Raw genomic sequence first — 25,221 nt, 5'->3', positions numbered from 1 at the left:
GCTCTCCTTCGCCGAACCGGATTCGATGGCCCAATGCTGGTCGGATCCGGCACGAAGATCAGTAGCGCTGCCTACCGGACGCCGGGTAGTGCAGGCGCTACCTCGACGAGCTGCACGAGCGCCCCGGCGTCGGAAGTGCTGTGCTGGGCCAGTTCGGTGAAGAAGTGCGCGACGTGCCCGGTGGCCAGGTGCACGCGGAACGCTTCGGTGTCGTCGTAGATCTCGTAGAGGTAGAAGACGCCGGGGTTCGCGACGTCCCGGAACGGCCGGAACTCGCGGCAGCCCGGCTCGCCCCGCACCGCGGTGGTGAGCGTCGCGATGGCGGCGGCGAGCTGCTCTTCGTGGCCGGGGACCGCCCGGACGACGGCGACCATCGGCCGCTCGCCGGGCGGGAGGTCCGTGCCGACCTCGGGCATGAACTCCCTCACGGGACCAGCACCGGGGTTCCGGGCAGGACCAGCCGGACCTCGATCTCCGGCGCGAGCCGCGCGACCGCGTCGGCGTAGTGGCGCGGATCCTGATCGCCCTTGGTGATCATCCGGTCGCCCAGCCGTCCACTGTGGAACGCGTAGTGGTGCGGCACGGCCAGCGTCGGCTTCAGCGCGGCCGTCAGCCCGGCGGCTTCCTCGGCGTCCATCACGACCTGCTGGAGGTTCAGCGGCCGGATGCACAGGCCGTTGGTCGGCAGGATGGCCAGGTCGACGTGCCCGAACCGCTCCGGGATGGTGTCGAGCTCGGGGACGCGCAGCGAGTCACCGCCGAAGAACACCGTGCGGCCGCCCGCCTGGATCACGAAGGTGACCTCGTGGACGCCGTGCTTGCCCGGCGTCGCGGTCACGGTCAGCTCGCCGACCGTGGTGGCTTCCCACGCCTCGACGACGCGGACGTCGCGGAATCCCTTGTCCCGCGCGATGGTCGCGACGGTGCCCGGCCCGATCAGCGGGGTGTCGAGGTCGAAGCCGCCGGCGACGAGCGCGTCGAGGTCGCAGTGGTCGTAGTGCTCGTGGGTGACGACGACCGCGTCGAGCCGGACGAGGTCTTCGACGCTCGAGACGACCGGTTCGCCCTGGTAGTAGGTGGCGGTCTGGGTGAACCACGGGTCCGTGAGAACGCGGAGCCCGCCGATGTCGATCAGCTGGCAGGCGTGCCCGATCCGGGTCACGCTCAGCGAGGTGCTCATGCGACTTCTCCTTGTGGTCAGTTGCCGAGGTCGAGCAGCGCGCCGAGCAGTTCTTCGGGCGTCTCGAACTGGGGGAGGTGGCCGCTGCGGGGGAGCAGGGTGAACTTCGCCATCGGGATCGCGGCGGCGAAGGCGCGGCCGTAGTCCGGGGTGACGATGCCGTCGCTCTCGCCCCAGATGACGTGGACCGGGATGTCGAGGCCGCCGAGCCGCTTGGCCAGCGTCGGGTCGGCCATGGCCGCGCCGGTGTAGCCGAGCAGGGCGACGACGTCGGGGCTCGGGCCGGTGCCCCCGGCCGGCGGCACCGGCGCCCGGCTCGGGTCGTGCCAGGAGAGCGCCCGCAGTTCGTCGGCGGTCAGGCCCCGGACGTCGGTCACCGGGTGGCCGTCGACCTCGACACCGACGCCGTCGACGATCACCGCGCCGCTGACGCGCGGGCTCTCGAGCAGGGCGATCTCGGCGGCCAGCCAGCCGCCGAAGGAGTTGCCGAGCACGGTGACGTCGGTGAGGTCGAGCTCCTCGAGCATCGTGACGTAGAGCTTGGCCAGCTCGGCGACGGTCGTCAGGCCGTCGGCCTTCGGGGTGCCGCCGAAGCCGGGGTGGGTGGGCAGCAGCACCCGGGAGTGGGTGCGCTCGGCGAGCAGGTCGGCGAAGCCGGCCATCGTCGCGACGCCGCCACCGCCGTGCAGCAGCAGGAAGGGCCGGGTGCGGTCGCGGTCCTGGAGCGTCACCTCGGCGGTACCGAACGTGTGGGTCTCGGTGCGGACGGGCCGGAGCGAACCGGCCGGGGAGAGCGTGGTCATGGTGCCTTCTTCGGTGTCGGCGAGGCCTTACCTAAGGAACCTTAGATCAGCTTCCTTAGATAAGCAAGCTGTCCTCGATGAGTTAGGGTGAGCGCATGACGTATCGCCCGGCAGAGGTCGCACTGGCCGTGAAGCGCCTGCAGTACCGCCACCACCGCGCGCTGAGCCGGGTGCTGGCGCCGCTGGGTCTTTCGCTCGTGCAGTGGGACACCTTGCGCCACCTGCACCGCGAGCCGGAGGCGTCGCTGCACGACCTCGCCGTGCTGACCTTCCAGACCGACCAGTCCTTCGGCTCCCTGGCCGCGCGGATGGCGGACCGCGGGCTGATCGAGCGCGTCCCCGGACCCGGCCGGGCCGTGCGGCACCGGCTCACCGAAGAGGGCGCGAGGCTGCGCGCCGAAGGCCAGGACCGCGTGGACGGCGTCGTGGAGTCGTCCTTCGCGGACCTGTCGGCCGCCCAGCTCGACCAGCTGGGCGGGCTCCTGGACCGCGCCCTCGGCCCCGACCCGACCGCTTAGGCGGGCATCCGCGGCGCGAACACCGGCCGCGCGGTCCTGCACTGGGACACGGCGGTCGCGGTCGCCGCCGGGTTGTTCGACCGGCTCGCGCGCTGCCGGCCGAACTGGTCGAGGGCGATCCACCGCCGGGCAGCGATGCCGCGCTACTGGCCGAGGGCCACGCGACGGTCACCGCGCTGCGCTCGGTCGCGGAGGATCCCGACCTCCTCTGGTGACGCTCTCAGGCGGCCGCCGCCGAGCGGCGGGCCGCCACCGACCAGATCAAGCCCTTCCGCAGCCCCGGCAGCACCGTGTCGACGTGGTCGGCGATCGCCCGGAACGCCTTCCGGTGCGCGCGCCGCTCCTTGGGCGTGAAGACGGTGTGGACGTCGCCGTTGGCGGCGAACAACGCCAGGCTCGTGTCCTCGATGGCGACACCGGCCGGGTCGTGCCCGCCCAGCACCGCGTTCCGCACGCGCTCGCGCAGCGTCCGGGCCCGGTCGGGATCGGTCACCGTGACGCGGCGAACCGGGAACAGGCCCAGCGCCCGGCGGCGCTCGACCGTGAGGGCGCCGGCCGCTTCGAGCTGGTCGCGGACGGCGGCTTCGGCCTGGTGCCAGTCGCGATCCAGGACGCTCGCCCAGCGCCGCGGCCGGTCCTGCGGGACGCCGTCGAGGACCTGGGCGAGAAACGGGTCGTCCGGGGTGCGCGCGGCCTGCGGCGTGCGGCCGGCCTTGCCGTCGAGGTCCTGGAGGAGCCCGCCGAGGGTCAGTTCGGCCACCGCGGCCGCCCGCAGCAGCGGCCCGCGGGCCAGCACGCTGGCCGGGTCGAGCCGGTTCTTGTCTCCGTCCCAGCACAACAGGTACATCCGCTGGGGCAGGGGCTGTTTCATGACGCTCCTCGCGGGTCGGCGCGGACACCTCGGCCGAACAGGAATACCCCGGCGGCCACGGTTCCGACCGCGTCGAGGCCATTCGTCACCGGAATGCGCGGCCCCGGGGTCGGCGTGTCGGGGCCGGTGTGGTCCGACCGGGTGTATCGCCGTGTCAGACTTCGCGGCGATGTACACCCCAGCCGATCTCGCCGACCTGCTCGAATGCGAACACCGCAGCGTCCTGAACCAGGCGCTGGCCGCGGGCCTGCCGGGCGCGCCACGGCCCGGTCCCACGCCGGACGAACAGGGCCGCAGCGCGGCGGAGACCATGCTGGCCGGGTTCCGCGCCGAAGGCCGCGCGGTGGCCGAGATCGACGTCCGCGACCTGGCCGTCGCCGCGAAGGCGACCGAAGCGGCGTTGCGGGACGGCGCCCCGGTGATCCACCGGGCCGTCCTGCACGACGGTGAGTTCTCGGGCCGCGCGGACTTCCTGGTCCAGGACGGCGAAGGCCGTTATGAGGTCTACGACGCGAAGCCGGCCCGCCAGGCGAAGCCCGCCGCGGTGGTGCAGCTGACGGCGTTCGCCGACGCGCTGGACCGGGCCGGTTGGCCGGCCGGGCCCCACCTGCACCTGCGCCAGGCCGACGGTGGCACCCGCACCCTGCGCGTCGACGACTTCCGGCCCCTGGTCGACCGCCTGCGGACCCGGCTGCGCGGCCGGGCGCCGAGCCTGCCCGCGCAGCTCTGGGCCGACGACCGCCCGGCCTGCGCGAGCTGCGGGTTCGCTCAGCACTGCACGTCGGCCCGGGAGGCCGACCGCGATCTCGCGCTCGTCGCCGGGATGCGCGGCGACCAGCGCCGCAAGCTCGTCGCCGCCGGGCTCGGCTCGATCGACGCGCTGGCCGCGGCCGGCCCGGCCGACCGGCCGCGGGACCTGTCCGTCACGGCGTTCGCGGCCCTGCGCGCCCAGGCCGCGCTGCAGGTCCGGCAGGACAAGACCGGCGACGTCTCCTACGAGATCGTCGAGCCCGGGGTGCTGGCCGAGCTGCCGGCCCCCGCGCCGGGCGACGTCTTCCTCGACCTCGCGGGCGATCCGCACGCGCTGTCGGGCGAGGGCCTGGAGTACCTCTTCGGCGCGGTCACCACGGAAGACGGCCAGGCGTTCACGCCGTTCTGGGCGCACAGCCGCGTCCAGGAGAAGCGGGCGTTCGAGGAGTTCGTCGACTTCGCCGAGGCGCGCGTCGCCGAGCACCCCGGCTCGCACGTCTACCACTACGCGCCCTACGAGGTCACCGCGATCAAGCGGCTCGCGGCGGTGCACGGCACCCGCGAGGAAGCCGTCGACCAGCTGCTGCGCGGCGGCGCGGTCGTGGACCTGCACGCGGTGGTGCGCAAGGCTTTGCGCGTGTCCCAGCGGTCCTACTCGATCCGCTACCTCGAAGCGCTCTACATGCCCGGCGCGCGCGAGGGCAGCGGGAAGACCGCCGTGTCGGACGTCGAGGCGTACGAGGAGTACCTGGCGCTGTCCGGGGAACCGGAACGCGCCGGGGAGATCCTGCGCGGCATCGCCGACACCACCGAGTACGACTGCGTCTCGACGCTGCGGTTGTTCGAGTTCCTCCACCAGATCCGCGCCGACGCCGGGATCGACCTGCCGGAGCCGGTCGAGGAGTCCGCCGAGGACGCGCTGATCCGGCAGACCGAAGAGGACGTCGCCGCCGAGCGGCGCGCCGAACGGGCCGCGCAGCTGGCCGCGCTGGTCGACCCGCTGCTCGACGGCCTGCCCGACGACCCGGGCGCCTTCACCCCCGACGACCGCGCCCGCGCGCTGCTGGCGGCGTCGGTCGGCTACCACCGCCGCGAGACCAACCCGGCGTGGTGGGAGTACTTCCGGCAGCTGGCCGCGCCGCTCGGCGACCTCGAGGTCGACACCGCCTGCACGGTGCCGGTGGCGCTGGACGCGGGGGAGTGGGTCCCGCCGGCCGGGCGCGTCCGCAACGCGAAACGGACGCTGCTGCTGACGTGCGACCCGGACCGGCCGCACCCGTTCGCGCCGGGCGACGACGTCCGGCTGCGCTACGGCGCCACCGCCCGCGACGCCAAGGTCGTCGCCGCGACGGCCGTGGAGCTGACCCTCGAAGAGAGCTGCCCGCCGAACGCCACCACCGGCGACCGGCCGACCGCCGTGCTGCCCGGCAGCCCGGTGCGGCCGTCGCCGAAGGACGAGGCCGTCGCCGATCTCGCCCGCCTCGTCGTCGACGCGCTTCCCGAGCTGCCACGCCATCCCGGCGTCGACCTGCTCCGCCGGACACCGCCGCGGCTGCTCGGCGGCGCCGCACTGCCGGAGCCGGGCGACGACCTGGTCCGCACGGTGATCGAAGCCGTCGATGAGCTGGACGGCTCGGCGCTCGCCGTGCAGGGGCCGCCGGGCGCGGGCAAGACGTACCTCGCCGGGCGGCTGATCGCCCACCTCGTGCGCGCCGGACGGACCGTCGCGGTGACCTCGAACAGCCACAAGGCCGTCGAAAACGTGCTGAGCGCGGCGAAGAAGAGCGCGCCCGAGCTGCCGTGCGCCAAGCGGGCGAAGCGGGCGCCGGACCCGGCCGCGCCGTGGGACCAGCCGAAGAGCAACCCGGCGCTGGTGAACTGGCGCCTGGAGCACGACAACGGGCACCTGGTCGGCGGGACGGCGTGGACGTTCGCCAACGCCGCGATCCGCGAGGAGCCCTTCGACCTGCTGATCATCGACGAGGCCGGCCAGTTCGCCCTCGCCGACGCGCTCGCCGTGTCGATGTGCGCCAGGAACGTCCTGCTGCTGGGCGATCCGCAGCAGCTGCCGCAGGTCGTGCAGGGCACGCACCCGGCGGGCGCGGAGGCGTCGGCGCTGGGGCACCTGATCGGCGAGGCCGACATCATGCCGCCGTCGCTGGGCTACTTCCTCGACGAGACCCGGCGGATGCACCCGGCCGTGTGCGAGCCGGTGTCGAACCTGTCCTACGCGGGGCGCCTCCACGCCCACCCCTCGGCCGCCGAGCGCGCCATCGAGGGCGTCGACGCGGGCCTGTACCTGGCCGAAGTCGACCACCACGGCAACACGACCCGCTCGGTGGAGGAAGCCGCGGCCGTCACGGCGATCGTCGCCGGCCTCCACGGTCGCATGTGGACGGACCACGGGACGCCCCGGCCGCTCGGCGACGCCGACATCGTCGTCGTCGCGCCGTACAACCTGCAGGCACGCACGGTGACGCGGGCGTTGGAGGAAGCCGGGTTCCCCGGCGTCCGGGTCGGCACGGTCGACCGGTTCCAGGGCCAGGAAGCGCCGGTCGTGATCACCACGATGACGTCGTCGTCGGCGGTCGACCTGCCCCGCGGGCTGGACTTCCTGCTGTCGCGCAACCGCCTCAACGTCGCCCTGTCGCGGGCCCAGGCGCTGGCGATCCTGGTGTGCTCGCCGCGGCTCGTCGAGGCCGACATCCGGACGGTGGACCAGATGCGGCTGGTCGCGGGCATGATCGGCCTGATGGCCGGCGCGGGCCATTGGCCGGTCACGCCGGCAGCATGCGCGACTTCGGACTGATCTGGAAGAAGTTGTCCGCCGGCGCTGCTCACTTGGTGGCGTTGCGGACCCCGGCTTCGGCGAAGGCGACCACCTCGTCCACCAGGCCGGACAGCTCGCTCGCCGCCGACTGGGCTTTCGCCTGGCCTTCCCGGGTCACGTAGATCTCGCGCAGGCCCGTGACGACCGTGGCGGCGGCGAGGCGGGGGAGCAGCGCGTCCGCCGGCCGGCCGATGTCCTCGCCGATTCCTGTGGCCACCAGGAGTTCGAGGTCGCGGTAGCCGGCGCGGGCGCGGCCGCGCAGGTCGTCGTCCTCCATCAGCAGCCGGGCGCGCAGGGCTCGGCGGCGCCACACCTGCGCGGGGTCGGCCTCCTGCTCGAGGTCGCTCGCGTCGAGGGCGCGCATGGTCGCGTGCATCCAGTCGCGCAGCGCCTCCAGCGTGCCGGCCGGCCGCTCGCGCAGGTGCCGGCCGAGGGACTCGGGGTCGAACGGGTCGTCGGCGAAGAGCAGGTCGTCCTTGGCGGGGAAGTGGAGCGTGACCGTGCGGGTCGCGACGTCGGCGCTCGCGGCGATCTGCGCGATCGTCGTGTCCCGGTAGCCCTGGCTCGCGAAGAGCTCCAAGGCCGCTTCCTGGATGCGGGCCCGGGTCAGGGCCTTCTTGCGCTCACGGCGGCTGTCTCCGGCGATCATGCCCGAACACTACCACTCGGCGTATTAATGCAGTCCGTGCTACTGTTATGTCATGACGCAGCGAACTGAGACGAAGAGCTGGTTGATCACGGGAACGTCGAAGGGCTTCGGCCGCGAATGGGCCGAAGCGGCGCTCGAGCGGGGTGATCGGGTCGCGGCCACCGCGCGGGACGTCGAGAGCCTGCGCCCGCTCGTCGACCGGTACGGCGACGCCGTGCTGCCGCTGCGGCTGGACGTCACCGACCGCGCGGCGGCGGTCGCGGCCGTCGAGGCGACGGTGGCGAAGTTCGGGACCCTGGACGTCCTGGTGAACAACGCCGGTTACGGGCACTTCGGCATGGTCGAGGAACTCACCGAAGCGGAGATCCGCGCGGAGCTCGACACGAACTTCTTCGGCACGCTCTGGCTGACGCAGGCGGCCCTGCCGGTCATGCGCCGGCAGGGGAACGGCCGGATCATCCAGGTCACCAGCGAGGGCGGCGTCCGCGCGTTCCCCGGCATCGGGGCTTACCACGCGTCGAAGTGGGCGGTGGAAGGGCTTTCGGAGTCCCTGCGGCAGGAGGTGGCGGCGTTCGGGATCGACGTCATCTGCCTGGAGCCCGGCCCGTACCGGACGGACTTCGGTGGCGCCAGCGTCCGGACCAGCGCTCCGAACCCGGACTACGACGCCGTCCGCGAGGCGGGCCGGATCGAGTGGGACCTGGGTGATCCCCGGGCGACCCGCGGGCCGCTGCTGCAACTGGCCGACACCGAGAAGCCGCCGAAACGGGTGTTCTTCGGCAAGTCCCTCGCCGCGGTCGAAGAGGAGTACCGCGAGCGCCTGGAAACCTGGCGAGAGTGGGAACCCCTCGCCCAGGCGGCATTCGGCTGAACCGCCGGGTTCGTGGTTCGCTGGGGGCATGACGAAGGCGGAGCGGTGGCGGCGGTACTGGGACCGCAAGTCCGCGACCTACGACGCGGAGATGGACGTCTGGGACCGCCGCCTCTTCGGCGACTCGCGGGCGTGGGTGTGCGGGCAGGCGTCGGGTGACGTGCTCGAGGTCGCCGTCGGGACCGGCCTCAACCTGCCGAACTACCCCGACGGCGTTCGGTTGACCGGCCTCGACCTCAGTGCCGGGATGCTGGACCTCGCCCGGGCCCGCGCGGAGAAGCTCGGCCGCGCGATCACGCTGAAGCAGGGCAGCGCGCACGAGCTGCCGTTCGCCGACGCGTCCTTCGACACCGTCGTCTGCACCTTCGGCCTCTGCGCGATCCCGGACCACGCGGCCGCGGTGGGGGAGATGGCGCGGGTCCTGCGGCCCGCCGGCCGGCTGATCCTGGTGGACCACGTGGCGAGTTCGGTGTGGCCGGTGCGGGGGATGCAGTGGCTGGTCGAGCTGGCCAGCGTGCCCCTGGCCGGCGAGCACTTCCGGCGCCGGCCGCTGAAGGACGTCGAGGCGCTGGGGCTGGTCGTCGAACGGCGGGAGCGGTTCAAGGCGGGACTCGTCGAGCGGCTGGTCGCCCGCCATGGATGAGCGCGTCGCGACGGAGCTGATCGCCCGGGCTCGCGCCGAGACCGAGCGGCTGGCCGCCTCGCTCGCGCGGCAGCGCGACGGGATCGTCGAGGCGTCGGAGTTCACCAGCAACGACGACGAGCACGACCCGGAAGGCGCCACGATCGCGTTCGAACGGGCGCAGGTCCAGGCGATGCTGCGGCAGGCCCAGGACGACCTCGCGGACCTCGGCCGGGCCGCCGAGCGGGTGCGCGCCCGCACGTACGAGACCTGCGAACGCTGCGGCGGCCCGATCGCCGAAGAGCGCCTCGCCGCCCTCCCGGCGACGCGGATCTGCATCGCCTGCGCGAACAAGGCGCGCTGAGCTGATCGAGTGTCTTCTTCGCCGTGATCCGGACAGGAATGACGCCGTTTCTTGTTTCGCCGCCAGGATGGTTGTAGACAGTCCCTCGGCTGATTGAAACGTTTTTATGGCGTCAGGAGACGTTCATGCGCCGGCTGGGAACCTCAATGACGAGACGGGCTGTCGTCGTCGCGCTCGCGCTCGCCACGGCGGTCGTACCCGCCACGACGGCGAGTGCGGAACCGGCGCACGGCGGCCCGCTGCCGCCGACCGCGCTGCGGGCCGACGGCCAGGCGGCGAACGTCCTGGTCGGCAGTCCACGGCCGACCTTGGCGTGGACGGTGAACGACGCCGGTCGCGCGGAAACCCAGACGGCGTACGAGATCCGCGTCGACGGCCCGCGGTCCCACTGGGACTCCGGCCGGGTGGTTTCGGGCAACTCGGTCGATGTCGCCTATACCGGGCCGGCGTTGGACAGCGACCGCACCTACGAGTGGTCGGTGCGGACCTGGAACAGCGAGGGCCGGCAGTCGCCGTGGTCGGCGCCCGCCCGCTTCGACACCGGCCTGCTGCAGCCGGCCGACTGGTCCGCCTGGTGGCTGCAGGTCGACGACGGCGCGCTCGTCCGCGGCGGCTTCGACGTCACCAAGCCTGTCGCCCGCGCCCGGCTGTACTTCGGCGCCCAGGGCGTGGCCGAGCCGCACCTCAACGGCGCCCGCGTCCAGCCCCAGCAGGTGCTCGACTCCGCCGTCACCGACTACGCCGCCCGCGTGCTCTACCGCGACCTCGACGTCACGAAGCTGCTCAAGCCGGGCCACAACGCGCTCGCGTTCATGGCCGGCAAGGGCCAGTACACCGGCCGGCCCGCGCTCGTCGCCCAGGTCGACGTCACCTACACCGACGGCTCGACCGCGCGGTTCGGCACCGGCACCGACTGGAAGGCCCACGCCGGCCCGGTGACCGGCGACGACTTCTACTACGGCGAAACCTACGACGCCCGCAAGGAGATCGCGGGCTGGGACACCGCCGGGTTCGACGCCGGTGCGTGGCCCGCCGCGCACGCCGTCGCCCCGGCGTCCCACCGCCGGAGCCTGGCGCAGGGCAAGCCGGTGACGGCCTCGGACACGACCACCTGCTGCGGCTGGTCCCCGGCGGCCGCGACCGACGGCATCGACGGCTCGATCGACGCGTCGGAGGGCTACCACTCCGCCATCGAATCGAGCGCCGACAGCACGAAGTGGGCCCAGGTCGACCTCGGCTCGGCCCAGCAGATCGGCTCGGTGGCGCTGTTCCCGGCGCGGCCGACCAACGACACCTCGGGTGACGTCGTCGGCGCCGGCTTCCCGGTGCGCTACCGGGTCCAGGTCGGCGACGACCCGGCGTTCGCCACCGCGACGACCGTCGCCGACCGCACCGACGCCGACCAGGCCAACCCGGGCACCGCGGCCGTCACCCTGCCCGCGGACGTCACCGGCCGGTACGTCCGGGTGACCGCGACGAAGCTCGCCTGCGTCGGCACCAGCTGCACCTTCCGGCTGGCCGAGATCGGCGTTTACGGACCGAATCCCGCCGTCGTCAGCAGCGGCGTCACGCAGCTGCAGGCCGACATCACCCCGCCGACCCGGATCGTCGCGAACCACGACCCGGTCAAGGAAACCCGGCCCGCGCCGGGCGTGCGCGTCTACGACTTCGGCCAGAACCGCACCGGCCAGGCGACGCTGCGGGCCGCGCAGCCCGCCGGGACGACGGCATCGCTGAAGAAGGGCGAGATCCTCGACGCGAACGGCCGCGTCTCGACCGCGAACATCAGCTTCAACGGCTCCGAGCCGGCGCGGCAGACCGACCACTACACGTTCAGCGGCACCGGCACCGAGACCTACCTGCCGCACTTCAACTACGCGGGCTTCCGCTACGCCGAGCTGACCGGCGTGCCCGACGACGCCGCCGTCACCGTGACCGCGCAGGAGATCCACACCGATGTCGCCTCGACGGGCCGGTTCGACACCTCGGACCCGGGGCTCGACCAGATCCAGGCCGCCGTCACGCAGACCCAGCTGAACAACCTCGAGTCGATCCAGATGGACTGCCCGACCCGGGAACGCCACGGCTGGCTCGGCGACGCCGCCGACTCCGACCAGGAGGCGATGGCCAACTTCGACATGCAGGCCTTCTACACGAAGTGGCTCGGCGACATGGTCACCAGCGCCGGCGCCGACGGCAGCCTGCCGTCGGTCGCGCCGGTCAACGGCCGCACCGACTGGCTCACCGACCCGGCGTGGGGCACGGCGTACCCGCAGATCATCTGGGACTCCTACACCCAGTACGGCAACGCGCAGCTGCTGGCCACGCACTACGACCACGTCAAGGCGTGGGTCGACTACCTCGGCACCATCAGCGACGCCGACCACGTCGTCGTCAACCCGCCGACCTCCTGGGGTGACGACTGGCTCTCGACGGTCAGCACCCCGCACGGCTACTTCCAGACCGGCTTCTCCTACTTCGACGCGCAACTGCTCGCGAAGATGGCCGGAGCCCTGGGCAAACAGGCCGACGCCACCAAGTACAACGCCCTCGCCGGGCAGATCGCCGCGGGCTTCCTCAAGCGCTTCTACTCCGCCGAGACCGGCGTCTTCGGCACCGGGACGCAGCTGTCCTACGCCCTGCCGCTGGTGTTCGGGCTCGTCCCGGCCGGCCGCGAGCAGTCCACAGTGGACCGCCTGGTCGCCGACGTCGCCGCGCACCAGAACCACGTCACGACCGGCTTCGTCGGTACCACGCTGGTGTTCCAGGCGCTGGGCAAGTACCAGCGCAACGACGTCGCGCTCGCGATCGCGCAGCGCACCGACTACCCGAGCTTCGGCTACATGGTGAACCAGGGCCCCGGGACGATCTGGGAGAAGTGGGACAACTCCTCGGCGCCGGACGGCACGTCGTCGAAGGACCACATCGGGCTCGGCGGCGCGATCGGCCAGTGGTTCCAGCAGCAGCTCGCCGGGATCCAGCCCGGCACCCCCGGTTGGCGCGAGTTCACCCTCGCCCCGGCCGTCGCCGGGAACCTCACCCACGTGACGGCGCAGCAGCAGACCGTGCGGGGGACCGTGGTGAGTGCCTGGCAGCGTGACGGCAGCACCCTCACCTACCACGCCACGATCCCGGTCGGCGCGAAGGCGACGATCCGGCTGCCGCTGCTCGGCGGCAAGCAGTCGTCGGTGCGGGAGAACGGGCGGACGATCTTCGCCGACGGCCACGCCGCCCAACCCGACCCCGGGCTGACGGTCGGCCGCGCCGACGACGAGACGCTCACCCTGACCGCCGGTTCGGGCGACTACACGTTCACCGTGACGCCGCCGCGCACGCCGTTCACCCGGCTCGCGCTCACCGCGGGCACGCCCGCCGCGATCACCGCGGGCGGCAGCGGTGACGTCCCGGTCGTCGTCGAGGGACGGTCCACAGTGGCCGGTCAGGCGACCCTCGGCGCGCAGGTGCCCGCGGGCTGGACCGTGACGGCGACCCCGGCCGGGATCCCGTTGACCCCGGCCACGTCCGAGACGCCGGGCAGTGTGCGGATCACCGTGCCGGCCGGCGCCAAGAGCGGCCTGTACCCGGTGACGCTGACCGTGAAGGCACCTCGCGGTGGCGAGGCGAAGACGACGGTGAACGTGCCGGTGTTCGGCAGCTGGGCGAGCGGCACGACGGCTTCGGCGTCGAGCGAACACGCACCGAACGTCGTCAACGGCGCTACCCGCACCTATGTCGCGTCGAACGCGATCGACCACGACCTCGCGACCTTCTGGAACGACGACACCGACAGCCAGTACCCGGACACCCTCACCATCACGGCGCCCGCCGCGACCGCGCTGACCGGCGTCGGCTTCGCGTCCCACCCCGACGGCGTCCCGACCGACTTCACCGTGCAGACCTGGGACGGCGCGCAGTGGGCCGACCAGGTCCACGTGACCGGCAACACGGCCGTCTACCGGTGGATTCCGTTCCCGGCGCCGGTGACCACGACCCAGGTGCGGATCGCCGTCGCGGCCGCGCAGAACAGTTTCACGAGGATCGCGGAGGTGACGCCGTGATACGGCGTGGAGCAGCCCTGATCGCGGCCGTGCTGATCACCGGCACGACCGTCCCCACGGCCGCCGAGGCCGCGCCCGCACCATCTAACGCAGCTTGTCCCTGGGTGGGGACCCGCGCGCCCGTGGACAAGCGGGTGGCGCAGGTGCTCGGGCAGATGACGCTCGACGAGAAGATCACGATGGTGCACGGCACCGCCACCGGCGGTTACACCGGCCGCGTCGCGGGCAACGACCGGCTGTGCGTCCCGTCGCTGAAGATGGAGGACGGCCCGCTCGGCGTGAACCTGGGCAACACGACCCAGCTGCCCGCCGCGTCCGCCGTTGCCGCGTCGTTCGACTCGTCGCTGGCCAAGACCTACGGGTCGGTGATCGGCGCCGAGGACAAGACGAAAGGCGTCGACGTCGACCTCGGCCCGACCATCAACATCGTCCGTGACCCGCGCTGGGGCCGCGCTTTCGAGTCCTACAGCGAAGACCCCTACCTGGCCGGGCAGATGGGCGCGGCCGACATCGACGGCGTCCAGTCCCAGGGCGTGATGGCGCAGGTGAAGCACTGGGCCGTCTACAACCAGGAGGAAAACCGCAACACCACGGCCGACAACGCGGTGATCGACGACCGGACCGTGCACGAGATCTACGCCAGCGCGTTCGGGAACGTCGTCGCGAAGGCCAAGCCGTCGTCGGCGATGTGCTCGTACTCCTCGATCAACGGCACCTACGCCTGCGAGAACCCTTATCTCAACGACATCCTGAAGCAGGACTTCGGCTTCGACGGCTTCATCACGTCCGACTGGGGCGCCACGCACAGCGCGGCGCCGTCGGCGAACGCCGGGATGGACATGGAGATGCCCGGCCAGGACTTCTTCGGCACCACGCTGAAGACGGCCGTCCAAAGTGGACAGGTGCCGCAGTCCCGGCTGGACGACATGGTCACCCGCATCCTGCGCGAGGAGTTCCGCTTCGGGCTGTTCGACCACCCGTCCGCCGACACGCTCGACGCGGCCGCGTCGACCGGCGCGCACCTCGCGGTGGCCAAGAAGGCCGCCGAAGACGGCACGGTCCTGCTCAAGAACGACGGCTTGCTGCCCCTGGACGCGCGCAAGCTGCACTCGGTCGCGGTGATCGGCGACGGCGCGGGCAAGAACACGCTCAGCTCCGGCGGCGGCAGCGCGCACATCGCCGGCACCGGCACGGTCACGCCGTTCGACGGGATCAAGGCGCGCGCTGGCGCCGGCATCGACGTCGAGTACGCACAGGGCAACCTCGGCACCGGCAGCGCGCTGCCCCCGATCGAGAGCAGCGCGCTCAAGCCGCCGTCGGGGACCGGCGCCGGCCTGCAGGGGGACTACTACGCGAACACCGACTCGTCCGGGACGCCGGTCGTGACCCGCACCGACCCGCAGGTCGCGTTCACCTTCAGCGGGGCACCCGCGCCCGGCGTGCCCGCGACGAACTTCTCGGCCAAGTGGACCGGCACGCTCACCGCGCCCGTGACCGGCACGTACACCCTCGGCTTGACCAGCGACGACGGCAGCCGGCTGCTCGTGGGCGGGCAGCAGGTGATCGACAACTGGGGTGACCACGGCGCGCAGACCAAGACCGCGCAGGTCCCGCTGACCGCGGGCCAGCCGGTCCAGGTCGAGGTCGACTACTACCAGGCCGGTGGGGACGCCTCGGTGAGCCTCGGCTGGCTGCCGCCGGGGGAGGACCTCGTCGGGCAGGCGGCCGCGCTCGCCGCGAAGTCCGACGTCGCGGTCGTCTACGCCAACGACTACGAGTCCGAAGGCGGCGACCTCGACGACATCGACCTGCCCGCCGACCAGAACAAGCTGATCGACGCCGTCGCGGCGGCCAACCCGAACACGGTCGTCGTGCTCAACACCGGGTCCGCGGTGACGATGCCGTGGCTGGCGAAGGTCAAGGGCGTCTTCGAGGCGTGGTACCCGGGCCAGGAGGCCGGCCACGCGATCGCGTCGCTGCTCTTCGGCGACGTCGCGCCGTCCGGCAAGCTGCCGGTGACGTTCCCGACGTCGCTCGGCCAGGTGCCCGCGTCGACGCCGGAGCAGTGGCCCGGTGTCGACGGCAAGGTCCAGTATTCCGAGGGCCTCGACGTCGGCTACCGCTGGTACGACCGGAAGAACCTGACGCCGTTGTACCCCTTCGGGTTCGGGCTCTCGTACACGAACTTCCGCTTCTCGAACCTGAAGGTCGACGGCGACACGCTGCGCGAGAACGGCCGGCTCTCGGTCAGCGCCGACGTCACCAACACCGGCGCGCGGCGGGGTGCCGAGGTCGCCCAGCTGTACCTGAGCGATCCGGCGTCCACCGGGGAGCCGGTCAACCAGCTCAAGGGCTTCCAGAAGGTGGATCTCCAGCCGCGCCAGACGCAGCGGGTCCGGTTCGAGCTGACCGCGCAGGACGCGTCGTACTGGAGCACCGACGCACACGCGTGGGAACTCGGTGTCGGCAAGTACACCGTCCGCGTCGGCGACTCGTCCCGGAACCTCCCGCTGTCGGGCGGCTTCCGCGTCGACCACACCACCGGGCCGCGGTTCACCAAGGTGGCCGCGCCCGCGATCGCCGCGCCCGGCAAGACCCTCTCGGTGACGACCACCTTCACCAACGGCGCCACCGAAGCCGTGCACGACGCCGTGACGACTCTGGCCGTCCCGGCGGGCTGGAAGGCGACCCCGCGCACCCCGGTGGTCGTCCGGACGGTCCGGCCGGGGGAGTCGGTATCGACCACCTGGGCGGTGACGGTCGGCGCGTCGGCGGCGCCCGGCCCGGTCTCGTTGTCCGCCACCACCCGGTACGCGGGTGGCTCGGTCCGGGGAACGGCGTCCACGCAGGTCGCCTACCCGAATCTGGCGGCGGCGTACACGGACGTCGGCGTCACCGACGACGCGGATCCGGCGCCGGGCAACCTCGACGGCGCGGGCTTCAGCTTCTCCGCCCAGGCCCTGGACTCGGTGGGCGTCCACCCCGGCGGCCCGGTCACGAGCGGCGCGGCGACGTTCACCTGGCCCGACGTCCCGGCGGGCCACCCCGACACGGTGACCACGGCCGGCCAGAGCGTCACGGTGACCGGCTTCGGGTCGGCGTTGAACCTGCTCACCACCGGCACGAACGGCACCCAGAGCGGCCCGATCACCGTGACCTACGCCGACGGCACAACGTCCACCTCGACGCTCACCGTCGCGGACTGGTACGCCAACCAGGCGGTGGCCGGCTGCGTGCTCGCGGCGACGACGCCGTACTGGAACCGTCCCGCGGGCAGCACCTACCCGCACGACCAGAAGGTGAGTCTCTACGCGGCTTCCGTGCCGCTGACGGCGTCGAAGCAGGTCGCGTACGTGACGCTGCCGGCGAACAAGCAGCTGCACGTCTTCGCGACGGCGTTCACCGCGTGAAGCCGTAGCGCAGGAACCGCATGGCGTCGCGGACCGGCGGCACGTGGGCGAACGCCCGCGTGACCGCCCGGGCCGCGGCGCCGCTCTGGTGCCCGCCGATCAGGTCGACGGCGGACCGCTCGTCGAGCAGCCGCAGGGGCGGGTGCTTGGTGGCGAAGGCGTCCGGCGCGGGCATCGCCCAGCGGAAGCCGGTGCCTGCGCGGCGCATCGACGGCTGCAGGCCGGCGATCGTCTTGACCCACGGCGCGACGCCGTCGAACACGAGACGGCCGCTGGGGAAGTGCCGCAGCGCCCGGTCGACGAGCCGGTCCACGTCGTCCGGGGCGAGGTACATCAGCAGCCCTTCGGCCAGCACCAGCGCGGGCCGGTCGGCCGGGATCTCGTCCCACCACGCGGCTTCGGTGACCGACGAGCCCACCGTGCGGACGCCGTCGATCGGTCCGTAGAGGCGTTCGCGCAGTTCGATGACGTCGGGGTAGTCGACGTCGATCCACCGGGCCGTCGCCGGGCGGTCGATGCGCAGCGGGCGGCTGTCCAGGCCGCACGCCAGGTGCAGCACCAGGCCGTCGGGGTGGCCGTCGAGGAAGTCGCGGGTCCACGCGTCGAACTGGCGGGCCCGGGTCGCGATCAGGGGCGCGTTGCCCTTGAGGTTGCCGATCCGGCCGAAGTCGTAGTCGATCCGGTCGACGACGTCCTGCGCGAACGGGTCACCGAGGATCGGCGTCCTGCGGCGGTTGTCGAGGGCGCGCAGGTACAGCGCCATCAGCAGGGTTTCCTTCTCCTGGCTCAGGCGGACCTGTTCGGTCATCGGGGTCTCCGTTCTCCGGCGGCCGCAGCAGCGAGCCGACCCAGTGGTAGACCGATTGCGCGGCGCGCAGCCGGGACGCGCGTTCGGCGTCGGGGCCGACGAGGTCGAGGCCCTGGTGGAGGACGTCCTCGAAGGCGCTCATGCCCTCGATGCGCCGGCGGACGGCGGTTTCCCAGCCCTGGTCGTCGAGCCGGTAGTAGGCGGTCCGGTCACCGGCGCGCGTGTAGCGGCGGACCAGCCCGGTGGCGGTCAGGGAGCGGATGTTCGCCGTCATCGACGCGCGGCTCGCCTTGATCCCGGCGGCGATGTCGGCCGCGGACTGTTCGGCGGGCTCGCAGATCATCAGCCAGCCCAGGATGCGCCCGGTGATCGGCGGCAGCCCTTCCTGGCGCGCGAAGAAGGCCGAGACCTGCTCGATCCAGGCTTCCTCGTCCACCCGCGTCTCCCTTCAGTCATTACAGTCGTGACTGTAACACGCGTCGAATGTGACCCGGCTCACTCGCGGGCGAAGTTTCTGTGATCCAGGATGGTCGGGCCCGGTCTCCTGGTCGTACGGGAATTCGTCGGCGGAGTGAGGGTGTGGACGTGATCGGTCAGAAGCGGCTCGAGCAGGTGGACGTGTCGCAGGTGGTCGCCGCGCGAGCCGGCGACAGCGCGGCGCTCGACGCGCTGGTCGCGGCGTACCTGCCGCTGGTCTACAGCATCGCCGGCCGCGCGCTCTCGTCCGACGCCGACGTCGACGACGTCGTGCAGGAGACGATGCTGCGCGTCCTGCGGGGCATCGAGACCCTGCGGGAGCCGGGCCGGTTCCGGTCGTGGCTGGTCGCCGTCACGATCAACCAGATCCGCGAGCACCACCGCCGCCGGAGCGCGGCCCCGGACCCGCTGGCCGAGTACGACGAGCGCCCGGACCCGGGCGCCGAGTTCGCCGAGATCGCGTTGGCCCGGCTGCACATCGCCGAGCAGCGCCGCGAAGTCGACGAGGCGGCCCGCTGGCTCGACCCGGCGGACCGCGAACTGCTGGCCCTGTGGACCCTCGAGCGCGCCGGGCACCTGACCCGTACGGAGGTGGCGGAGGCCCTGCGCCTGGACGCCCACCTGGTGACGGTCCGGGTGAGCCGCCTGAAGACCCGCCTGGAGACGATCCGCCCCCTGGTGCGCGCCCTGACGGCCGAGCCGAGGTGCGCCCGCCTGGACCAGGCGTCGGCGGGCTGGTCGGGCCGCCCGGGACCGTTGTGGCGCAAGCGGTTCCTGCGCCACGTGGAGGAGTGCGCGCGTTGCCGCCGCGAGACGGACGACGCGGTCCCGGTGGACCGGATCCTCACGGGCGCGGCCCTGCTGGTGCTTCCGGCCGGGTACTTGCCACAACTGCTGGCGAACCTGTGGGACGTGGTCTCGGGACCGGCTGCGGGCGGTGCGGTCGCGGCCGGTGGTGCCGCTGGGAGCAGTACGGCTGCGGGCGGTGGTGCGAGTGCTGCAGGCGGTGCCGCGGGTAGCGGCGCAAGCGGTGCCGTGGGCGGTGGTGGCGTCGGGAGTGGCGCAGGCGCTGCCGCCGGGAGTGGTGCCGCCGGAGGCGGCTTGGCTGCGGGTGCTGGTGCCGGGAGCGCTGCGGGTGGTGCAGTAAGTGGTGCGGGTGCGGGTGCCGCGGCCGGGGTTGGCCCGGCCGCTGCCGTGGGCGCTGGTGCCGTCGCCGCGGGTAGTGCCGTGGCGGCCGGTTCCCTTGCCCGGCTTCTCGCCGCGAAGCCCTTTCTCGCGGCGGCCGGTGCTGCGGTCGTCTGTGCGCTCGGCGTGGCCGGGGCCGTGGCGCTTTCCCAGCCTGGGCAGCCGATCCAGCCGCCGGCCGCGTTGTCCGGGGGAACCTCCCGGCCCGCTCCGGCGCCCGGGACCGAGTCCGGCACCGCCACCACCGCTCCGACCTCCGCGCCGGTGGCGAGCACCTCGGCAGCGGCGTCCACTCAAGCGAGTCCGAGTCCGACGCTGCCGCCCGCCGCACCGCCGGCTCCGAGTTCGGCGAAACCGCGTGTCCTGACGCCCGAGGAACGGGTCCTCGCGCTGATCAACGACCAGCGCGCCGCCGCCGGATTGGCCGCGCTGCGGATGGATCCCGCGCTCGTCACCGGCGCCGCGGCGCACAACCGGACGATGGCCGGCGGGTGCGGCCTGTCGCACCAGTGCCCCGGCGAGGCCCCGCTCGGCGACCGCGAGCACGCGGCGGGCGCACAGTGGAGCTCGGCGGGCGAGAACATCGGCACCGGCGGCCCCGTAGCCGACGCGACCGACCCGATCGCTCGGATGGCCCTCGGCCTGACCCAGAGCATGATCGACGAGAAGCCCCCGAACGACGGTCACCGCCGCAACATCCTGAGCACCTCGTTCACCCGCATCGGAATCGTCGTCACCCGCGACGCCCACGGCTCGGTCTGGCTGACCCAGGACTTCGCCGGCAGCTGACGCGGCCTTCGGGGCAGGCGAAGGCACCCAAATTCCCCGGCGAACCCAGCGGCCTCCCGGCAAACCGGCCGGCCGGCACCCGGTGCCCCCGCGACTCCGCCAACCCGGCCGGGCGAGACCCGGCGGACCCGGCAACCTGGCTGACCCAGCGACCCGACGGCTCAGCGAACCTCCGGCCAACCCAGTGAACCCCGGCGACCCCAGCGGCAGACCCGGCGCCCGGCAAGCCCTCACCATCGCGACCTCCGTCCATTGTGGACCGAAAAGCGCGCGCGACCAAGTGGCGTCCTCCTGATGGAGCAACGCCGTTTAGTCGTAAATTTACTCATCCATGTCAAGTTCTTGCATGTTGTCTCCCGGTTGTTGCATGCTCGTACGACTCTGGCTCCCCTCCTGCTGTCTCGAAGAAGAGAAGACGCCATGACTCGTATGCGCCTGTCCCGGCTCGTCGCAGGTCTCCTCGCTGCGGGGCTGTCCATCACCGGGCTCGCCTCCGCGGCCGGTGCGCCACCACCGCCACCTCTGTCACCTCAGGAAACTGCTCAGGTCCAGTCGGCCGCGCTCGCGGACGTGCCCCTGACCCGCACCGTGTCGGCCAGCAGTGCGCTGCCCGGCTATCCCGTCGCCAACACCGTCGACGGCAACCAGGACACCTACTGGGAGTCCGCGAACAACGCCTTCCCACAGTGGCTCCAGGCCGACCTCGGCTCGGCCAAGCCGCTCTCGCGGGTCGTGCTGAAACTGCCCGCGGCCTGGGAGTCCCGCACCCAGACCCTCGCCGTGCGCGGCAGCACCGACGGCACCTCGTTCGCCGACCTCGTCGCGTCGAAGGGGTACGCGTTCACCCCCGGCGGCAACACCGTGACGATCCCGGTGACGGCGTCGGCCCGGTACGTGCGGCTGACCATCACCGCCAACACGCAGTGGCCCGCCGCGCAGCTCTCGGAGTTCGAGCTGTACGGCGCGGACACCGGTGACACGCAGGCGCCGACCGCGCCCGCGAACCTCGCGCTGACCGAGCCCGGCTCCGGCCAGATCGGGCTGAGCTGGTCGGCCTCGACCGACAACGTCGGCGTCACCGGCTACACCGTCTACCGGGACAACGCGCCCGTCACGACGGTCACCGGCACCACGTTCAGTGAGACGCGCCCCGCGGGCACCCGCGTCGAGTACTTCGTGCGGGCCAAGGACGCCGCCGGCAACGAGTCCGCCGACAGCAACCACGTGGTGCGCCAAGGCACCCAGGCCGGCCAGAACCTCGCCGTGGGCAAGCCGATCGAAGCGTCGTCGACGGTCAACGACTTCGTCGCCACCAACGCCAACGACGGCAACACCGCCACGTACTGGGAGTCCGCCGCGGGCTACCCGAACACGCTGACGGTGAAGCTCGGCGCCAACGCCGACCTCGACTCGGTCGTCGTCAAGCTCAACCCGGACGCGGCCTGGGGCGCGCGGACGCAGAGCTTCGAGGTCCTCGGCCGGGACCAGGGAGCGACCGCGTTCACGTCGCTGAAGGCCCGCGCCGACTACCGCTTCGACCCGGCCGGCAACCAGAACTCGGTGACCATCCCGGTCAGCGGGCGGGCCGCGGACGTCCGGCTGCAGTTCTCCGCCAACTCCGGCGCGCCCGGCGGGCAGGTCGCCGAGTTCCAGGTGCTCGGCACCCCGGCGCCGAACCCGGACCTCGTCGTCACCGGCACGTCCTGGACGCCGGCGAACCCGACCGAGACCAGCCAGGTCGCCGTGTCGGCGACGGTGAAGAACGCGGGTACCGCGAACGCGGCCGCGACGACCGTGAACGTCAGCCTCGGCGGCACCGTCGTCGGCAACGCGGCCGTCGGCGCGCTCGCCGCGGGCGCGTCCACCACGGTGACGGTGAACGCGGGCACCCGGCCGCAGGGCACCTACAGCGTGTCCGCGACCGTCGATCCGGCCAACACGGTCGTGGAGCAGAACGACACCAACAACACCTACACCTCACCGGCGCAGCTCGTCATCGCGCAGGCGCCGGGGCCGGACCTCGAGGTCACCGGCATCACGTCGAACCCGCCGAACCCGGCCGTCGGCGCGGCGGTGTCGTTCACCGTCGCGGTGCACAACCGCGGCACGAGCAGCGCGGGCGCGTCGGTGACCCGGGTGACCGTCGGCGCCACGACACTCGACGCCACCACCGCCGCGATCGCGGCCGGTGCCACGGCGAACGTCGCGGTGCCGGGCACCTGGACCGCCACCAACGGCGGCGCCACCCTGACGGCGACGGCCGACGCGACGAACACCGTCGCGGAGACCAGCGAGTCCAACAACGCGCTCTCGCGGGCGATCGTCGTGGGCCGCGGCGCCGCGGTGCCGTACACCGAGTACGAGGCGGAAGCCGCGCAGTACCAAGGCGAACTGCTGACAGCCGACCCGCTGCGCACGTTCGGGCACACGAACTTCGCGACCGAGTCCTCGGGCCGCCAGTCCGTGCGGCTGGCGAGCCAGGGCCAGTACGTCGAGGTCACGTCGACGAACCAGTCGAACTCGATCGTCGTGCGCAACTCGGTGCCCGACGCCGCGGCCGGCGGCGGGCAGGACTACACGCTCAGCCTGTACGTCAACGGCGCGTTCGCCCAGAAGCTGACGCTGTCCTCGACGCACAGCTGGCTCTACGGCACGACCGACGACCCGGAGGGCCTCACCAACCGGCCCGGGGGAGACGCGCGCCGCCTGTTCGACGAGTCGCACGCGCCGCTGGCGCAGTCGTACCCGCCGGGCACGAAGTTCAAGCTGCAGCGGGACAGCGGCGACAACGCGGCGTTCTACGTCCTCGACCTGGTCGACCTGGAGCAGGTCGCCCCGGCGACGGCCAAGCCGGCCGAGTGCACCTCGATCACCGACTACGGCGCGGTGCCGAACGACGGCGTCGACGACTCCACGGCGATCCAGCGCGCGGTGACCGACGACCAGAACGGCGTCATCGCCTGCGTGTGGATCCCGGAAGGGCAGTGGCGGCAGGAGAAGAAGATCCTGACCGACGACCCGAACGTGCCCAACGGCGGCGGCCAGTACAACCAGATCGGCATCTCCAACGTGACGATCAAGGGTGCCGGCATGTGGCGCTCGCAGCTCTACTCGCTGATCCAGCCGCAGGACGCGGGCACCATCAACCACCCGCACGAGGGCAACTTCGGGTTCGACATCGACAAGAACGTCCAGATCTCCGACATCGCCATCTTCGGGTCCGGCCGGATCCGCGGCGGCGACGGCAACGCCGAGGGCGGCGTCGGCCTCAACGGCCGGTTCGGCACCGGCACGAAGATCGCGAACGTCTGGATCGAGCACGCAAACGTGGGCGTGTGGGTCGGCCGGGACTACGGCAACATCCCGGCACTGTGGGGGCCGGCCGACGGCCTCGAGTTCAGCGGCATGCGGATCCGCGACACCTACGCCGACGGCATCAACCTCACGAACGGCAGCCGGAACTCACGGGTGTTCAACTCGTCGTTCCGCACCACCGGAGACGACTCGCTCGCGGTGTGGGCGAGCCAGTACGTGAAGGACCCGTCGGTGGACATCGGGCACGACAACGTGTTCACCAACAACACGATCCAGCTTCCGTGGCGTGCCAACGGGATCGCGATCTACGGCGGGTACGGCAACAAGATCGAGAACAACCTCGTCTACGACACGATGAACTACCCGGGCATCATGCTGGCGACCGACCACGACCCGCTGCCCTTCTCCGGGCAGACGACGATCGCCAACAACGCCCTCTACCGCTGCGGCGGCGTGTTCTGGGGCGAGCAGCAGAAGTTCGGCGCGATCACGTTCTTCGCGCAGAGCAAGGACATCCCGGGGGTGACGTTGCGGGACACCGAGATCCACGACTCGACCTACGACGGCATCCAGTTCAAGACGGGCGGTGGCGTCGTGACCGCGGCCGTCACGAACGTCAAGATCGACAAGTCGAACAACGGCGCGGGCATCCTCGCGATGAGCGGCGCCCGCGGCAGCGCGACGCTGACGAACGTGGCGATCACGAACTCGTCGACGGGCAATGTCGTCGTCGAGCCGGGTTCGCAGTTCGTGATCAACGGCGCCCCGATCCCGGCCGTGGTCGCCTCAGGCCGCCGCGAGACGCGGTAGCCGAGTCTGCCGCAGCCGGTCGTGAGTGTTCAGGGCGGTTAGAACCGCCCTAACCACTCACGACCAGGGTGGGCCTTCGGATCCGTAGCGGGGGATCACCGCGAACACCTCGAGGTCGGTGGGCGCGCCCTTCGCGCGGAACTTGCGGCGACGGCGGACGGTGAACCGGTCGCGGTCGAGGTTCCCCAGGACGTCGCCGGTGATCAGGACTTCGCCGCCGCCGGCCGCGTCCATGATCCGGGCGGCGATGTTGACGTCGACGCCGAAGTAGTCGCGCCCGACCCGGCGCGGGCGGCCGGTGTGCAGGCCCGCGCGCAGCTGGGGGCGGTAGCCGTCGAGGTCGATCGCGCTGACCGCGCCGCACGTCTCGTACGCCGCTTCGACCGCGGCCGCGGGATCGGCGAAGGCGGCCATCAGGCCGTCGCCGAGGCCCTTCACGACGCGGCCGCGGTGACGGGCGATCGTCGCCTCGCTCGCGGTCGACACCGCGCGCAGCAGGTCCAGGGCCCGCGCGTCGCCGACGTCGAGGGCCCAGCTGGAGAAGCCGACCAGGTCGGTGAACACGATCGTCGTCTCGCCGGTGTCGCTTTCGCGGCCCTGGGCGACGGCCTGCCACACCTGCACCGCCGCGAGCCCGAGCTCACGCATCGCGCTGGGCTGCTCGGCTTTCGCCTCGGCCAGCAGCCGGGCCACCCGGTCGGACGGGTGGCCTGCGGTGGTCGACAGCGCGTCGCCGAGGTCGCGGTCGCCGGGCACCAGGCGCCGCACGACGCGGGCGGATCGCACCAGGCCCGGCCGCCGGTCGGCCGCCCGCAGCAGGTCGACGAACCGGGCGACTTTCCGCGTCCGGTCCGGCTGTCCGTTGTCGCTGTCCGTCACCAGCTGCATGCTACCGGCAGGTAGCCTCCCCG

Annotated in this window: 17 protein-coding genes; 9 read left to right on the top strand and 8 right to left on the bottom strand. The window is 72.3% G+C overall.

All coding sequences use genetic code 11. The features are described from left to right. Positions 1-71: 71 nt before the first annotated feature. The 3 genes from ACLJQZ_RS42135 to ACLJQZ_RS42125 are packed head-to-tail and all read right to left on the bottom strand — an operon-like array spanning position 72 to position 1,983. Positions 72-428, bottom strand: a complete 357-nt coding sequence (locus ACLJQZ_RS42135; RefSeq protein ID WP_410626618.1) for a putative quinol monooxygenase — start codon at positions 426-428, stop codon at positions 72-74. Further along, positions 425-1,180 carry an MBL fold metallo-hydrolase gene (locus ACLJQZ_RS42130; RefSeq protein WP_410626616.1) on the bottom strand — a complete coding sequence of 252 codons (756 nt, stop codon included), beginning with the start codon at positions 1,178-1,180 and terminating at the stop codon, positions 425-427. Before ACLJQZ_RS42130 ends, ACLJQZ_RS42135 begins: the two co-directional genes overlap by 4 nt. A 17-nt stretch (positions 1,181-1,197) precedes the next feature. Further along, positions 1,198-1,983, bottom strand: a complete 786-nt coding sequence (locus ACLJQZ_RS42125; protein WP_410626615.1) for an alpha/beta fold hydrolase — start codon at positions 1,981-1,983, stop codon at positions 1,198-1,200. Between the two features lie 95 nt (positions 1,984-2,078). On the opposite strand from ACLJQZ_RS42125, the gene ACLJQZ_RS42120 reads away from it, so the two are divergent. Further along, a complete protein-coding gene (locus ACLJQZ_RS42120) occupies positions 2,079-2,501 on the top strand; it encodes a MarR family winged helix-turn-helix transcriptional regulator (protein WP_410626614.1) in 423 nt (140 codons plus the stop codon). Between the two features lie 220 nt (positions 2,502-2,721). Here ACLJQZ_RS42120 and ACLJQZ_RS42115 read toward each other — a convergent pair whose 3' ends face one another. Next, a complete protein-coding gene (locus ACLJQZ_RS42115; protein ID WP_410626613.1) occupies positions 2,722-3,372 on the bottom strand; it encodes a GOLPH3/VPS74 family protein in 651 nt (216 codons plus the stop codon). A gap of 169 nt (positions 3,373-3,541) precedes the next feature. Between ACLJQZ_RS42115 and ACLJQZ_RS42110 the strand changes: the two genes are divergently transcribed. Next, the gene (locus tag ACLJQZ_RS42110; RefSeq protein ID WP_410626669.1) at positions 3,542-6,931 is read left to right on the top strand and encodes a TM0106 family RecB-like putative nuclease; all 3,390 of its coding nucleotides are present in this window, start codon (positions 3,542-3,544) and stop codon (positions 6,929-6,931) included. Positions 6,932-6,959: 28 nt separating this feature from the next. Here ACLJQZ_RS42110 and ACLJQZ_RS42105 read toward each other — a convergent pair whose 3' ends face one another. Further along, on the bottom strand, positions 6,960-7,601 hold the full coding sequence (locus ACLJQZ_RS42105; protein ID WP_410626611.1) for a TetR/AcrR family transcriptional regulator: 642 nt from the start codon (positions 7,599-7,601) through the stop codon (positions 6,960-6,962). Positions 7,602-7,653: 52 nt separating this feature from the next. On the opposite strand from ACLJQZ_RS42105, the gene ACLJQZ_RS42100 reads away from it, so the two are divergent. The 5 genes from ACLJQZ_RS42100 (at position 7,654) to ACLJQZ_RS42080 (ending at position 16,926) form a co-directional block, all read left to right on the top strand. Next, positions 7,654-8,472 carry an SDR family NAD(P)-dependent oxidoreductase gene (locus ACLJQZ_RS42100; protein WP_410626609.1) on the top strand — a complete coding sequence of 273 codons (819 nt, stop codon included), beginning with the start codon at positions 7,654-7,656 and terminating at the stop codon, positions 8,470-8,472. A gap of 28 nt (positions 8,473-8,500) precedes the next feature. Further along, positions 8,501-9,115, top strand: a complete 615-nt coding sequence (locus ACLJQZ_RS42095) for a class I SAM-dependent methyltransferase (RefSeq protein WP_410626608.1) — start codon at positions 8,501-8,503, stop codon at positions 9,113-9,115. Next, positions 9,108-9,458, top strand: coding sequence for a TraR/DksA family transcriptional regulator (locus ACLJQZ_RS42090; RefSeq protein WP_410626607.1), 351 nt, complete (start codon positions 9,108-9,110; stop codon positions 9,456-9,458). The genes ACLJQZ_RS42095 and ACLJQZ_RS42090 overlap by 8 nt, the downstream gene beginning before the upstream one ends. A 146-nt stretch (positions 9,459-9,604) precedes the next feature. Next, the gene (locus tag ACLJQZ_RS42085) at positions 9,605-13,516 is read left to right on the top strand and encodes a family 78 glycoside hydrolase catalytic domain (RefSeq protein WP_410626606.1); all 3,912 of its coding nucleotides are present in this window, start codon (positions 9,605-9,607) and stop codon (positions 13,514-13,516) included. Further along, positions 13,513-16,926, top strand: coding sequence for a glycoside hydrolase family 3 C-terminal domain-containing protein (locus ACLJQZ_RS42080; RefSeq protein ID WP_410626604.1), 3,414 nt, complete (start codon positions 13,513-13,515; stop codon positions 16,924-16,926). The genes ACLJQZ_RS42085 and ACLJQZ_RS42080 overlap by 4 nt, the downstream gene beginning before the upstream one ends. On the opposite strand, the gene ACLJQZ_RS42075 is transcribed toward ACLJQZ_RS42080, so the two are convergent. Beyond that, positions 16,916-17,734, bottom strand: a complete 819-nt coding sequence (locus tag ACLJQZ_RS42075) for a class I SAM-dependent methyltransferase (protein ID WP_410626602.1) — start codon at positions 17,732-17,734, stop codon at positions 16,916-16,918. The two genes, ACLJQZ_RS42080 and ACLJQZ_RS42075, sit on opposite strands and share 11 nt — an antisense overlap. Further along, positions 17,634-18,170, bottom strand: coding sequence for a GbsR/MarR family transcriptional regulator (locus ACLJQZ_RS42070; protein WP_410626600.1), 537 nt, complete (start codon positions 18,168-18,170; stop codon positions 17,634-17,636). The genes ACLJQZ_RS42075 and ACLJQZ_RS42070 overlap by 101 nt, the downstream gene beginning before the upstream one ends. 149 nt (positions 18,171-18,319) lie before the next feature. On the opposite strand from ACLJQZ_RS42070, the gene ACLJQZ_RS42065 reads away from it, so the two are divergent. Continuing rightward, positions 18,320-20,185, top strand: coding sequence for a sigma-70 family RNA polymerase sigma factor (locus tag ACLJQZ_RS42065; protein WP_410626598.1), 1,866 nt, complete (start codon positions 18,320-18,322; stop codon positions 20,183-20,185). A 429-nt stretch (positions 20,186-20,614) separates the two neighbouring features. Then, positions 20,615-24,310, top strand: a complete 3,696-nt coding sequence (locus tag ACLJQZ_RS42060; RefSeq protein WP_410626668.1) for a CARDB domain-containing protein — start codon at positions 20,615-20,617, stop codon at positions 24,308-24,310. A 57-nt stretch (positions 24,311-24,367) separates the two neighbouring features. Here ACLJQZ_RS42060 and ACLJQZ_RS42055 read toward each other — a convergent pair whose 3' ends face one another. Next, the gene (locus ACLJQZ_RS42055) at positions 24,368-25,198 is read right to left on the bottom strand and encodes an adenylate/guanylate cyclase domain-containing protein (protein WP_410626597.1); all 831 of its coding nucleotides are present in this window, start codon (positions 25,196-25,198) and stop codon (positions 24,368-24,370) included. Between the last annotated feature and the right edge of the window lie 23 nt (positions 25,199-25,221).

The organism is Amycolatopsis sp. cmx-8-4 (assembly GCF_046548675.1).
Classification (GTDB): Bacteria; Actinomycetota; Actinomycetes; order Mycobacteriales; family Pseudonocardiaceae; genus Amycolatopsis.
Note: the sequence above shows the minus strand (reverse complement) of the source record. Positions and strands in the feature narration are given on the sequence as shown.